Source organism: Bifidobacterium sp. KRGSERBCFTRI, assembly GCF_025908335.1.
Genome location: NZ_CP109653.1, coordinates 277527 through 291445, shown reverse-complemented (window position 1 = coordinate 291445; position 13919 = coordinate 277527). Strand labels below are relative to the sequence as shown.

General features: G+C 59.3%; 9 protein-coding genes. 4 read left to right on the top strand and 5 right to left on the bottom strand.

Going from position 1 to position 13919, the window contains the following annotated elements:
- Window positions 1-90 precede the first annotated feature (90 nt).
- Window positions 91-528: a sterol carrier family protein gene (locus tag OGI63_RS01205; RefSeq protein ID WP_011742582.1), complete on the top strand. Its 438-nt coding sequence runs from the start codon at window positions 91-93 to the stop codon at window positions 526-528.
- Between the two features lie 135 nt (window positions 529-663).
- On the opposite strand, the gene OGI63_RS01200 is transcribed toward OGI63_RS01205, so the two are convergent.
- Window positions 664-1035, bottom strand: a complete 372-nt coding sequence (locus OGI63_RS01200; protein WP_264309053.1) for a DUF3073 domain-containing protein — start codon at window positions 1033-1035, stop codon at window positions 664-666.
- A gap of 126 nt (window positions 1036-1161) precedes the next feature.
- Between OGI63_RS01200 and trpS the strand changes: the two genes are divergently transcribed.
- The gene (gene trpS, locus OGI63_RS01195; protein WP_055054870.1) at window positions 1162-2262 is read left to right on the top strand and encodes a tryptophan--tRNA ligase; all 1101 of its coding nucleotides are present in this window, start codon (window positions 1162-1164) and stop codon (window positions 2260-2262) included.
- A gap of 138 nt (window positions 2263-2400) precedes the next feature.
- Here trpS and OGI63_RS01190 read toward each other — a convergent pair whose 3' ends face one another.
- Complete coding sequence (locus tag OGI63_RS01190; RefSeq protein WP_011742579.1) at window positions 2401-3996, bottom strand: sodium/proline symporter; 1596 nt, start codon at window positions 3994-3996, stop codon at window positions 2401-2403.
- 57 nt (window positions 3997-4053) lie between these two features.
- Window positions 4054-5886 (bottom strand): threonine/serine ThrE exporter family protein, encoded by a 1833-nt coding sequence (locus OGI63_RS01185; protein WP_011742578.1) that lies wholly within the window; start codon window positions 5884-5886, stop codon window positions 4054-4056.
- A 201-nt stretch (window positions 5887-6087) separates the two neighbouring features.
- Here OGI63_RS01185 and OGI63_RS01180 point away from each other — a divergent pair, with 201 nt between their 5' ends.
- Entirely contained in the window at window positions 6088-8844 is a 2757-nt protein-coding gene (locus OGI63_RS01180) for a phosphoenolpyruvate carboxylase (RefSeq protein ID WP_011742577.1), read from the top strand.
- Window positions 8845-8988: 144 nt separating this feature from the next.
- Window positions 8989-9624: a hypothetical protein gene (locus tag OGI63_RS01175; protein WP_007054553.1), complete on the top strand. Its 636-nt coding sequence runs from the start codon at window positions 8989-8991 to the stop codon at window positions 9622-9624.
- A 70-nt stretch (window positions 9625-9694) separates the two neighbouring features.
- Here OGI63_RS01175 and OGI63_RS01170 read toward each other — a convergent pair whose 3' ends face one another.
- Window positions 9695-10459, bottom strand: a complete 765-nt coding sequence (locus OGI63_RS01170) for a hypothetical protein (RefSeq protein ID WP_007058018.1) — start codon at window positions 10457-10459, stop codon at window positions 9695-9697.
- A gap of 833 nt (window positions 10460-11292) precedes the next feature.
- Complete coding sequence (locus OGI63_RS01165; RefSeq protein WP_008783074.1) at window positions 11293-13689, bottom strand: glycoside hydrolase domain-containing protein; 2397 nt, start codon at window positions 13687-13689, stop codon at window positions 11293-11295.
- Window positions 13690-13919: the final 230 nt, after the last annotated feature.

Sequence of the window (13919 nt, the reverse complement as noted above, 5' to 3'; positions counted from 1 at the left end):
AGGAAAATCGCCCCTCAAACCCCTATTTAGTTACGACTACATCGTTTGCAAAGTCCCATCATAGTCGTTTGCGGGCTGCACAATACCGGTATGGCTGTCATACGAGAACAAGACTTGGGCAAAGGACGCGCCGCCTTCGAACAGTGGCAGGACGCGGCGCACAACATTTTCAGCGAGCAGCTGCCGGCCGATGACGACGCCGCTTTCGATTTCCGGCTCAACTTCTCGCCGCGTCTGCCGCGCCAGCTGTGGGCGATGGCGGTGCGCTACTCGCTATACCTGCTGGAAAAGAAGGCTCCGGGCGAAGGCGTGGAGGTGCGCGTGGCACCGTGGGGCGCCATCAAGATCCTCGACGGGCCGGCGTCCGATCCGCACAATCTCACGCCGCCGGACGTCATCGAACTGGACCCCGACGTGTGGATGAGGCTCGCCACCGGCATCACCAGCTGGGGCGAGGAAAAGGACGCCGGACGCATCACCGCCGTCGGCGAACGCGACGATCTGAGCGGGCTGCTGCCGCTGGCATAGGAATAGGTCGCGGCGTGGTGCGACCGGTGATGGTTGGCGGGACGAGCTCGACAATCGCCCGACAATCGAAATCGAAATAATAAAAAATGGCCCGCGGTCGAAACCACGGGCCATTCGTTGAAAAAATCTGTGCAGTCAGTCCTGCTTCTTCGGCTTCAGCGCGCTGGGCACCGGCATCGGGATGGGCTTGTGCGGCTTCGGCGCGGCCTTTGCCGCCGGAAACTCGCCACTCGTGGCCTTCGCCGCGGCTTCCGCGGCCCACTTGGCGTATTCGTCAAGGTCATCGGCGGAATCGGAAGACGTTTGGCCGTCCCCAACGGTCTCATCTTCGGCGTCCACATCGTGAGAATACTTGGCTTCGATATCGGCAAATGGGTCGAAGGAACCAGAACCGGGCTCCTGCGCACCGAGCTCCTTGGCAAGCTCATCGTAATCGGCGTCGGTGGTCAGGTACTTGAGCTTTCGGGCTATTTTCTGCTGTTTGGCTTTCTGACGTCCGCGGCCCATCTGACCCCCTGAAATTACTGTGCTATCAATTCATCAAACAAGAGAGTACCACTTATTGCGCATTATTTCGTTGTCGGCTCAGACTTTTACGATAAAATCGTTGATTTTCTTAAGAAAAGGACACGTATGACGGACGAAACCCAGGAGCAGCAGATCACTGCTGTCGGCAATGAAATGAGCGCGAGCTTCCTCGCCGCAAAGAAGCGTTCCGATGAAACCCTCGCCGCAATCGAAAAGAATCCGGGCAAGTTCACCATGCTCACCGGCGACCGTCCGACGGGCCGTCTGCACATGGGCCATTACTTCGGCACGCTGCGCAGCCGCGTGGAGATGCAGAACAAGGGCGTGCACACCAACATCATCATCGCCGACTATCAGGTGATCACCGACCGTGACACCACCGAGCACATCCAGGACAACGTGCTCAACCTGATCCTCGACTACATGGCCGCCGGCATCGATCCGGAAAAGACCATGATCTACACGCACTCCTCCGTGCCGGCCGAAAACCAACTCATGCTGCCGTTCCTGTCGCTCGTCACCGAGTCCGAACTGCACCGCAATCCGACCGTCAAAGCCGAGATGGAGGCTTCCGGCCACGCACTGACCGGCCTGCTGCTGACCTACCCGGTCCATCAGGCCTGCGACATCCTGTTCTGCAAGGGCAATATCGTGCCGGTGGGCAAGGATCAGCTGCCGCACATCGAATTGACCCGCACCATCGCCCGCCGCTTCAACGAGCGTTACGCCAAGAAGAACCCGGTGTTCCCGGAGCCTGACGCCATCCTGTCCGATGCGCCGGAGATTCCGGGCCTCGACGGCCAGAAGATGAGCAAATCCCGTGGCAACTCCATCATGCTGAGTGCCACCGCAGCGGAGACCGCCAAGCTCATCAAGAAGAGCCGCACCGATTCCGAACGCAAGATCACCTTCGATCCGATCAACCGTCCGGAGGTCTCCGCACTGCTGACCACCGCAGCGCTGACCACCGGCCGCGACCCGAAGGAAATCGCCGAGGAGATCGGTGATTCCGGCGCGGGCGCACTGAAGATGTACGTGGTTGAATCCGTGAACAACTTCCTTGCCCCGATGCGCGAACGCCGCGCCGAGCTGGCCAAAGATATGGATTACGTGCGTGACGTGCTCGCCGAGGGCAACAAGAAGGCCAATGCCATCGCCAACGAGACGCTGGAGCAGGTGCGCGACGCCATGGGCATGCGCTACTGAGCGCGTTTGAGCCGTGCGGCCGTCGCACGCTTACGTGTTCGCACGTTCACAACGAGAAATGGGTCGGGAACCACATCGGTTCCCGACCCATTTCGCTTACAAATGGCGGATTACGCCTTCCGCCGGATGCCATCCCGCTTAGATCTGCGAGCGCTTCTCCCCTGCGGCGATTTCGGCGGCCACGAGGTCGTCGTCCACGTGGCGGTCGTCCGGATCGTCGAGATAGTGGTCGAATTCGTGCAGCACTTCCGCGCTTGGCGCGGGCGTAAGCAGCGAGACCACCACGATGAACAGCAGCGAGACGATGAACGCCGGCAGCAGCTCGTAGATGGCGAAGATGCCACCGAGCGGCTTGACGAGGTTGTGCCAGATGAGCACGGTGGCCGTGCCGGACAGCATGCCCGCAATCGCGCCGTACTTGTTGGTGCGCCTCCAGTACAGCGAGGTGAGCATCAGCGGTCCGAAGGATGCGCCGAGGCCGGCCCACGCGTACGAGACCACTTGGAAGATCGAGGAGTTCTGGTCGAACGCCACCACGATGCCGAAGATGAACATGACGAGCAGCGTGATGCGCGCCACCATCATCACCTGGCGGTCGGTGGCCTTGCGGTGCAGCAGTCCGCGGAAGATGTTCTCGCCGACGGCCGAGGCGCCGATGATCATGTACGAGGACGAGGAGCTCATGGACGCGGCGAAGATGCCGGACACGACGATGCCGCACATGAAGCTCGGCAGCAGCGCCTGCGACACCACGATGAAGATGTTCTCCGCGGCCGCCTGCGTGGCGAACTGCGTCGGCATCATGGCACGGCCGACCAGGCCGATGCACACGCCGCACGCCAGCGAGATCACGCACCACGTGGTTGCGATGATGCGGGATTTCTTGATTTCCTCGGAACTGCGGATGGACAGGAACCGCACGAGCACCTGCGGCATGCCGAAGTAGCCCAGGCCCCACGCGAGCATGGAGATGATGGTGATGATGCCGTAGTCGGCGGGCGCGCCGAACATGGCCTGTCCGGCCTTGACGATCTGCTCGCCGGCGTCGTTGAGGATCGGCGTGGCCACATGCGTGCCGTCGAGGAATCCCGGAATGCCCTTGAGGAAGGCGACGGTGTTGTCGATGCCGCCGGCGGACGCCACGGAGCCGATGAACACCACGGCCAGCGCGAAGAACATGAGCAGGCCCTGGATGAAGTCGGTCACGACCACGGACAGATAGCCGCCGATGATGGTGTACGCGAACACGATGGCGGCGCCGATCACCATGGTCAGGTGGTAGTCCCAGCCGAACAGCGTGGAGAAGAGTTTGCCGACGGTCACGAAGCAGCTGCCGACGTACACGCAGAAGAATACGAGGATGATGAGCGCAGCGATGGTGGATACGATATTGCGATCGTCATGGAAGCGCTTGGAGAAGAAGTCGGGAATGGTGATCGCGTCGCCGGCCACCACGGAGTAGCGGCGCAGACGGCGTGCGACGAGTTTCCAGTTGAGGTAAGTACCAAGCGCCAGACCGATGGCCGTCCACATTGGGTCGACCGCGCCGGTGAAGTAGGCGACGCCCGGCAGGCCCATAAGCAGCCAGCCGCTCATGTCGGAGGCTTCCGCGCTCAATGCCGTCAGCCACGGTCCGACGCCACGCCCACCCGCGAAATACTGTTTGGTGGAGGAATTGGACCTCTTGGAGTAGACGAAGCCGATGGTCAGCATGGCCGCGAAGTACAAGACCATGGCCAGCAGCACCCAGAAATCTTTGGTTACCAAGTGTTTTTACCCTTCTGCAGGTTATTAAATGTCGTAGCGCCAGGATTTATCGGTCACTACTCGTGCCATCGCCAGGCCGATCGGCAGGCAGATGATCACCATGAACGCACGGAACGCCCAATCGAGCGCGTTCAGCGTATCGAACTGGCCGAGGTGGAACATGGCCTGGTACATATACAAACCGGGCACCATGATCACAATAGACGGAACCGTCAGGCAGATGCGCGGATATCCCAAATGCGGAGCAAGTAGGCCGTGGCGCACCGCCGAACGCCATGCGGAGGCGAGCAGGCCGGCAAGGAACGCGCCGATGAACGCGCCGGCTTCCGCGGGCACGCCCAAGTCGACGATCTCCAATCGCAAGGTATCGGTGATGGCGCCGATGGTGGCTGCGACGAGGCACATGCGCTGCGGCGAATTGAACATCACGGAGAAGCCCCACACACCGATGAACGCGAACAGCATGCGCAGCAGGCAGTTGATGACGGGGTTCAGTCCAAGCGGCTCGAATCCTTGCGGATTCAGGTGCACGATTGAGGCGACCATCCATCCTGCCAACGTGGCCATCAGAATGATGCACAGCACGTAGGTGAGTCGTTGCACGCCTGATGGGAAGTCGATTTTCGCCATGTCAAGCCCGCCGGTTATCAGCGGGAATCCGGGGATGACGAACAGCATCGCGCCGATATACGCGGTGTCGTGCTGCAAGGCGATCGGATCGAACAGGCCGATCAGTCGCAGCATGCCGGTGCATGCCAGCGCGGCGACGGCCACGCAGACGAACGTCACGAAGAATTGGTTGAGATGGTGGGCGAACAGGCGGCGACGCAGCCAGTGGCCGAGGCCGGCGCCGACGAACGCGCCGATCATGTCGTACGGGCCGCCGCCGAGCAGGAACACGAAGGATGCGCAGGCGCAGGCGGACGCGAGTCCCGCGAAGGCCGGCGAATACAGCGGTTTGCGACGTTCGATCATGTCGAGTCGCTCGTGCGCCTGCCGTACGGTGACGCCTTGCGATTCGCCCGCGGCTTTCCCGATATGGTCGAAATGCTCGGCATATTCCTTCGGCGGTTTGCAGTTGCGGTTCTTACGCGGCTTTTCCGCGACCGAATCGCCATTGCTACGTCCGGCCGCGGCCGCCGCCTCGATATCGCGCATGTGCAGCGGACGTGCGGTGGAATCGCCTTCCTGCGCGCGTTCCGTGACCATTTCCAGCGCGTCGAGCACGGGATCGTCGGAACCTTCCTGGTTCTGCTCGGCCTTCTGCCGTTCCTTGAGCTGCTTGGACAGTTCGGCCGACACCTGCGAGGCGTCGCGCTTGTCGAGATGCTGCATCAGCCCTTCGGAAACGTCGGATTGGCTGTGGTACATAGAGCCTTTGCCGAGGTTGACGTTGAACCAGTCGGCGAAGTGCTCGAGCAGCCAGATGCGTTCGGTGTTGACGCCGGTGGTCGGCAGGTCGACGACTTCGGTGATGCGGTCCTTGCCGTCCGTGCAGGAGGCTTCGATGTCGGTGAGGTTCACGTCGGCGCGCACGTGCACGCCCAATGGATAGGCGATGCGGTGCATCATTTCGCGGACGCGGAAGCTGCCTGTTCCGGCGCCGAGGTCAAGCATGCCGACGCGGACGATCACGCTGGCTTTCGCCGCGATGCCGGCTTCGGTTACCGGCTTGTCCCAATCGCGTTCGATGTCTTCCATATCGAGCGGAATGGAGTGGGTGTGGAATTTGCTGACCGCCTTCGCGCTGCTGTCAACGCGTTCGGTGTTCTCATCATGTTCATGTAGTGCGCTCACACTATTCAGGTCTAACGTGTGGGCTGGTCGGATATTTTCCGAACATTCCCACATGCCCATTTTCCGGACATTCAATGTCCACGATGCGAACCATTCCGGCGTTTCCGTAACCAAACTGTCGATTTGCCGCGCCTACAATGGTCGAGCATTTACCCACCAAGCTTAGGGCTGTGGGCTCGCAACAGACGGCCAAAACAATCGCGGAGGTGCCGCGAAGGACCGACAGACCGAGCAACCCGATGGTTTGGAGAAGGAGGTCTGATGACAACTGAAAACGAACAGATCACGCCTGCGGACGCGGCTATCGTCTCGTCCGGCACCGGCACCAAGGGCCCTGAGGAGCGTGATCTTCCCGCATCCCTCAAAGAGGAAATGGATCTGTGTCTGCAGATTCTTCGCGAGGTGCTCGGTGAGTTCGATGAAAACCTGCTGGCCAAGTTCGATGAAGTGCGCGAACATGCGCTGAAGGCCAGCGACGAACGTTTCTCCGGCATTCTGACCGACACGAATCCCGATCAGGACGACCTGCAGAAGGTTGTCGACATCATCGACAAGACGGACGTGCATGAGGCCCAGCTGTTGGCTCGTGCCTTCACCACTTACTTCCATCTGGCCAATCTGTGCGAGGAGAACTACCGTGTCTCCGTGCTGCACAGCCGTGAGAACGCCGTTGACGACACCCAGGCCGTCGATCCGGTGAACGAAATGACCTGCGCCTACCACCAGCTCATCAACGAGATGGGTCCGGCCAGAGCCAAGGAGCTGCTCGACCAGCTCGAGTTCCATCCGGTGTTCACCGCGCATCCGACCGAAGCCCGCCGTAAGGCCGTGGAAGGCAAGATCCGCCGCATCTCCCAGCTGCTCGAAGCGCATAAGCTGCTCGGCGGCTCGGACAAGAAGGAGAACTCCCGTCGACTCTTCAACGAGATCGACGCGCTGTTCCGTACCTCCCCGATCGCGCTGAAGAAGCCGACTCCGGTTGAGGAAGCCGACACCATTCTTGATATCTTCGACAACACGCTGTTCTACACCATTCCGCAGGTCTACCGTCGTTTCGACGACTGGGTCCTCGGAGACAAGGCCGGCCTCGTGCCGCCGGTGTGCCCGGCGTTCTTCCATCCGGGAAGCTGGATCGGTTCCGACCGTGACGGCAACCCGAACGTCACCGCCAAGGTGAGCCGTCAGGTGGCCCGCAAGTTCAGCGACCACGTGCTGGGCGCGCTGGAGATCGAGACCCGCCGCGTCGGCAAGAACCTGACGATGGAGGCCGAGACCACCCCGCCGAGCGCCGAACTCAAGTCCCTGTGGAACCACCAGAAGGAAATGAGCGAGCGTCTGACCGACAAGGCCGCGCTGATCTCCACCAAGGAGCTGCACCGCGCCGTCATGCTGGTCATGGCAGACCGTCTGAAGGCCACCATCGACCGCGACGCCGACCTCATGTACCACTCCTGCGAGGACTACATCGCCGATCTGAAGACCGTGCAGCGCTCCCTCGCCGAAGCCAACGCCAAGCGTTCCGCCTACGGCCCGCTGCAGGACCTCATCTGGCAGGCCGAGACCTTCGGCTTCCACATGGTCGAGATGGAGTTCCGTCAGCATTCCGTCGTGCATTCCCGCGCTCTGGAGGACATCCGCGAGCATGGCCTGCACGGTGAGCGTGGCGAGCTGCAGCCGATGACCCACGAGGTGCTCGACACCTTCCGCGCGCTCGGTTCCATCCAGAAGCGCAATGGCATCAAGGCCGCCCGCCGTTACATCATCTCCTTCACCAAGAGCGCCCAGAACATCAAGGACGTGTACGAACTGAACCGTCTGGCGTTCTCCCACCCCGAGGATGTTCCGACCATCGATGTGATTCCGCTGTTCGAGCAGCTTGAGGATCTGCAGAACTCGGTGGACGTGCTTGAGGAAATGATCAAGATCCCGGAGGTCCAGGCTCGTCTGAAGGCCACCGGCGGCAAGATGGAAGTCATGCTCGGCTACTCCGACTCCTCGAAGGACGCCGGCCCGACCTCCGCCACCCTTGCCCTGCACTCCGCGCAGGAGCGCATCGCCAAGTGGGCCGAATCGCACGACATCGACCTGACCCTGTTCCATGGCCGCGGCGGCGCCGTCGGTCGTGGCGGCGGCCCGGCCAACCGCGCCGTGCTCGCACAGCCGGTCGGCTCCGTGAAGTGCCGTTTCAAGCTCACCGAGCAGGGCGAGGTCATCTTCGCCCGCTACGGCAACCCGGTGCTTGCAATCCGCCATGTGGAGTCCGTCGCAGCCGCAACGCTGCTGCAGTCCGCTCCGAGCGTGGAGAAGCGCAACACGGATATGACCAAGAAGTACGCCGACATGGCCAGCAAGCTCGACGAGGCCGCGCACAACCGCTTCCTCGACCTGCTGAACACCGACGGCTTCGCACCGTGGTTCTCCACCGTCACGCCGCTGACCGAAATCGGCCTGCTGCCGATCGGCTCCCGTCCGGCAAAGCGTGGTCTGGGCGCCAAGTCCCTCGACGACCTGCGCACCATTCCGTGGATCTTCTCCTGGGCCCAGGCCCGCATCAACCTGGCCGCATGGTACGGCCTCGGCACCGCGTGCGAGCAGTTCGGCGACCTGAACACCTTGCGTCAGGCGTACGAGGAGTGGCCGCTGTTCTCCACGTTCATCGACAACATCGAAATGTCGCTGGCCAAGACCGACGAGCGCATCGCCAAGATGTACCTCGCCCTCGGCGACCGTGAGGACCTCAACAAGAAGGTCCTCGACGAGATGGAGCTCACCCGCAAGTGGGTGCTCAAGATCGTCGGCGACGAATGGCCGCTGCAGCACCGCCACGTGCTCGGCCAGGCCATCCGCATCCGCTCGCCGTACGTGGACGCGCTGTCCGTCACCCAGGTGCTCGCCCTCGGCTCGCTACGCAAGCGCGTGGACAAGGAAGAGCTCACGCACGGCCAGAAGGAGAACTACACCTACCTGATCCTGTGCACCGTGTCCGGTGTCGCAGCAGGCCTGCAGAACACGGGCTGATCTTCGGCTGACCGCCTGACAAAAGCGAGCGGGGAGGTTCCGTGCCGATAAACGGCGCGGGCCTCCCCGTTCGCGTCGCACGGCCCTAGACTGGCCGGCGACGGCGCGCATAGAACGGGCGCGCTGGCCGAGTGACAGACTCGGATGATCGGAGGGGACATGGACAAGCCATCGAATGAGCGCGGGAGCACCGGGCCAACGGACGGCATCAAGGCGGAGGGCGATGCCGGAAACGAACGCCACATTTGCAAAGCGAATCCGGCTATGATCGATGACATTGGGAAAAAACATGGCCTGGAAGATACGTCAGAAAATTTTTCCGGCAAGAAATATGCTTTGGCACCGAAAGCAGCTACCAAATTCCTTAAGGCGAGTAGATGCTATGTGGCTTTGGGCAAGGCCAGACGCGTGCTATGGTGGCTGGGATTACTGCTGCTTTCACCAGCACTTATTTTGTGGGCGGAATGGGGCGCCAATGGCGATGATGATACTATAATCTGCAGAGTCTTAACGTTCTCTTCCTCTTCGTGCATGAATTTAACTACGGCAACTGAGTATGTACGTAGACTTACCTTAGTATTGATTATGGGGGTAGTCTGCTGGATTGCGGCGCTTGTCATCTTTGGCGTGCGTTCATATATGCGATCTGTATATCCGGAACTTCGTGATCATTCCTCTTCCGCCTCGCATGTCCTTGTGGGAATCATATCGTTTCTCGTGCTGGTCATGGTCTTTCCCGTTCTTGTGATAACGCTACTTTCCGCTCTAATGACTCTATGACGTTTTACCAGAGGCGCATTGCGTGGAATGGCTGAATCATTCCACGCAATGCGATCACAATCATGATTGATTAACGGTTCGGATTTTCAAGAGATTCAGCATAGGATAATGCCAATATACCAGCCTCCGCTTGACTCGGGAGTCGGTCTGCATGTGACGCAATGAGCAGTGCTTTTTTACTTCCGGATACGTTATCGAATATTCCAAGATCGATTCCATCAACAAGCTTTCGAAATGCGATGACCAGGTTGTCCGCACTTCCCTTGAACCGGGACTGATAGAACCGTTTAATTCGATTCGTCTCGCTTTGCGCGAACATGTCCCGCATAGCGGTGGACAAAGACCTTTCGGAAGAATTGCTCTGCATGGACCGCGCCAGCAACCATGCATCACAGTCCGCGAGAACATCGCTGTAACTGAATCCCATACGAGCGTCTTGCTCGCCGAGATGAGCGTGCAGCCATGACGCCAGGTCCTCTTTCGGGGTATTCGCCAGGTAGCTTCCCCAAATCTGCAGCAAATCCAGAGCCCATCCGCCCAGATCACCGAGACCATAGTCCATTGGATCGTTCGTAACGCCCCATGTCAAGTATCCCAAGGATGTGGCAGCCATATGGGCGATGTCCCGATTGGGCAGCGTGCCTTTGATGACAGGCTGTGCATCACATGCGACACCGCATGCCTGACGCGACAAGGCCAATTCGCTGGGAGTAACCGGCTCCGGTGTGTATGCATGCCATAGTGCCTGCGTGCCGGAACTACCTTCCGACCAGTACGTAGGTTTGCGGAGCCATTGCAGGATGAGTTGACCGATGCTGTCCTCATAAACCGCCACCTGGGTACCCAGAGCGGCAGGGGCTTTGTGACACTCCTGCTCGGGTGTCGCCGCCGGCCTGCGGAACACGGGCTGATCCGCGGCTGTCCGACCGCTTGATGAACGGGGAGGTTCCGTGCCGATTGACGGCGCGGGCCTCCCCGTTCGCGTCGCACGGCCCTAGACTGGCCGGCGACGGCGCGCACGGAACGGGCGCGCGGGCCGAGCGACAGACTCGGATGATCGGAGGGGGACATATGGACGCGGAAAGGGACACGGACGGGACGACGGACGCGCACGAGGGGGACCACACGCCCGCGGACGGTGCCGGGACGGAGGGCGAAGGCGGCAAGCCGGACACTAGGCCGGGCGACAGACTCGCGACCATCCGACGCACGCTGTGGTGGATAGGACTGGCGCTACAGCTCCCATTCGCTTTGACTCTGATCCATTTTGATACCCCTTACCTGATATTGGAGCGTATCCTATGCGCTATTCCGCCAAGACTGGCAAGCGACCCGTCATCAATCGTCGGCATTCCCGCACTTGAAACGGAATGGTGTCGAGAATTCCTGGCACTAGTCCTGGGCGCAGTTTGCTGGGTTACAGCTGGAGTAATGAGATTAGTTGCGGACAGCCCATCAAACCATGGAAAAGAAACCCTTCCTGTACGCATCTTCGCCGGAATCATCACCATCATCGTATTGATGGCCACCGGTATTACAGGACTCTTCCTCGGCATAGCGGCCTTTTAGAAGTTTCCCCGTATCTGGCAGAGGAATTCCAAATCGAAAGCACAACAGCGAATGTGTGGGCAGACGACACATCTGCCCACACATAATGCATTATGCGAGCTACCGTCTTGGCTGATCAATGAATGCAGCGAACGCCCGAGCACTCACTTCAGCTTCCTGCTTATCAGGAAGCTTGTCTGTACCGGCAGCCTTTTTTAGGATGCTTTCGCTCATTCCAATATTTGTCAAACCAAGTGCATCAAGACCGTCCGCCATTGTTGAATATGCACTCACCACATTATCTGCGCTTGATGCAAAACGTTCGTCGTAGAATCGAACGATACGATGGGTCTCACTCTGCTTAAACGTTTCACGCATAGCAGCAGAAAGAACCGTCGAACCGGATCGTTTCCTCATACTAGAAGCAATTAGCCATGCATCTGCATCCGCAAGAACGTCATCGTACCCGAATCCTTCATCTTTCCCAAGGTGCTTATAGAGCCATGCTGCCAAGTCGGCATGCTTGCCGTCACGGCGATAGGCACCCCAGATCTGCAACAAGTCGAGAGGCCAGCCACCTAAATCGCCTAGACCATATTTGGCTGGATTGTTTTCGATACCCCATGTCAGGTATCCGAGAGCAGTTGCAGCCATGTGTGCAACATCTCGAGTCGATGGCAGTTTCTCTTTAATTGAAGGCTGTGCTTCGCATACATTGGCACATACCACACGCGCCGCGTCCAAGTCGGGCGGAGTCGAAACTTCAGGAGTATATGCGTGCCACATTGCTTGTGTCCCGCTACCGCCTTCCGACCAGTATTCAGGTTTGCGGAGCCATTCCAGGATGAATTGACCGATGCTGTCCTCGTAAACCGCTACCTGGGTACCCAGAGCGGCAAGGGCTTTGCGACACTCCTGCTCCGTGACGGCGACCCATCTTAGCAGCGGATCCGTTTCTGGCGAGACGGGATCGGGATCAGGCGCAGGCACTGGCACGGCAGGCAACAGTGAAGCGCATGCTGATACCTTCCCGGAATAGGCAACACGGTCCAGATCCCAGCCCTGGCCCTTGTAATCGTCAATCTCGGTGAACTGGTCATAGACCCAACCGTCCGGGATGGGGAAGCCGAGATTGCCCGAGAATCCCGTCGACATGTCGGACACAAACGCGTTACTCGCGCATCCCGCACCGATGACGCGGGAACAAATATTGCGGGACGCGTAAATCCCTACTCCGTATCCACCACCAAGAGACGAACAAACCGCACGGAAGTATGGCAGGATATTGCTGGTCACCTGGTCATCGGTCGCATCGAAGTCTACAGCGAAGTAGATATGGGTGGGAGGGATGCCAAGACGCTGCGCCGCCTCACGAGCGGTCTTGGCATGAGCAGCGCCGTTTGCCGGGGTGAAATGCTCCAGCTTCGTGGAGTACTCCTGGAAGATCGGGAAGAACCGCATGCCGCCCCGAGTGATGCGCTCGAGCTCACCCGGACGGATGGCCTTAAAGTAATCCTTGGGCGCCAACGACGACTGGCCAGGCTCCGTCAGATAACGTCCCACGATTTCATACCCGTCTGCCTTCAACGTCGCCAACCTGGCGTCGGTAATTTCGAACCTAGTGTCACAGGCCACACACGGACGGTCAGGATCACCTTTAGATGTCAACAGGCTCATCCACGTGGTCGAATCAATAGAGCCCGTCACAGCAATGGCATAACGCTCCTGGAACGCTTTCACGATATTGGCGAACGTGCTCGTCCATACGAAGGTCGGCCCGCCCCCGATCCCATTACACGCCAAAGCCGTGCTGGCGAGCCAGACCCACGACTCATTAGAGGATGCGTTATTTGCTGTTATCGTTTTCAAACGAGATCTAGTTCCGTTGCCGAAATTCCCCGTTGCCTCACTGGGTGAAAAACCTTCAAGCGACTGAAGCACCTGGATAAGAGCCGTGTTCATCTCCCTGCCGTACAGTCCATCAGTCGGAATGATGCCCGTGTATGGACGATATGCTTTGTTGATGAACTGCTGTGCCCTACGGACGGAGTCGATACCGCCATAAGAGGCCAGCAGCACGAACTGCTTCATCGAGAGCAACGCCCCCATGATCTCAACGTCTACGCTGGAATCTCCCTCTATGCCCATATCAGCCTTAAGCTTCCTGATCGCGGAACCTGTTCCGTCGTAGAAATGCTGTGAGATGTTGCCACCAGTGGAGTAGCCCTTGCACCACAGCGCCCCCTGAATGATGGAATACACGTTGGAAGTGCTCTTGTCCGCAACTGCCTGCTGCCGCACCCCATTCGGATACCGCTGCTTGAATAACCGCTGGGTGGAAGGACCGAAGTTATCGGCAGTGGACTGGATGCCCAATTCAATCTGCAATGCGCGAGTAAGCGCATAGATTGTCGGCCAACCAGTTCTGCCGTCCGGGTTGATTTTCTTGAATCGGGGATCATTCCCGTATGTCTTGTTCAGCCACTGCTGCGTCTGCAGCACCATCTGATCAGTCATGATGTCCTCCTTCGGGACCTGTTGCTGAAGGCAGACCCAATATCTGCCCTCACCTGCACTGCCGTTTCGCCACGAGGTGTTAACCTCGGGCGTTTCATCTGGCATGGCGTCTGCGATGAACTCTGCGATTTTCGGTGTCTAACTCCAACCGAAACATAGTGTTTCCCTTACAACGACTTCCATCACACTGTGTATTGTCGCAGCGATCAGTGCGCATGTTTTCCGTCATG

Excerpts from the sequence above, each read along its gene's own strand:
- OGI63_RS01205 (WP_011742582.1), top strand. The coding sequence starts at position 91 with ATGGCTGTCATACGAGAACAAGACTTGGGCAAAGGACGCGCCGCCTTC.
- OGI63_RS01200 (WP_264309053.1), bottom strand. The coding sequence starts at position 1,035 with ATGGGCCGCGGACGTCAGAAAGCCAAACAGCAGAAAATAGCCCGAAAG.
- trpS (WP_055054870.1), top strand. The coding sequence starts at position 1,162 with ATGACGGACGAAACCCAGGAGCAGCAGATCACTGCTGTCGGCAATGAA.
- OGI63_RS01190 (WP_011742579.1), bottom strand. The coding sequence starts at position 3,996 with ATGGTCTTGTACTTCGCGGCCATGCTGACCATCGGCTTCGTCTACTCC.
- OGI63_RS01185 (WP_011742578.1), bottom strand. The coding sequence starts at position 5,886 with ATGGGCATGTGGGAATGTTCGGAAAATATCCGACCAGCCCACACGTTA.
- OGI63_RS01180 (WP_011742577.1), top strand. The coding sequence starts at position 6,088 with ATGACAACTGAAAACGAACAGATCACGCCTGCGGACGCGGCTATCGTC.
- OGI63_RS01175 (WP_007054553.1), top strand. The coding sequence starts at position 8,989 with ATGATCGGAGGGGACATGGACAAGCCATCGAATGAGCGCGGGAGCACC.
- OGI63_RS01165 (WP_008783074.1), bottom strand. The coding sequence starts at position 13,689 with ATGACTGATCAGATGGTGCTGCAGACGCAGCAGTGGCTGAACAAGACA.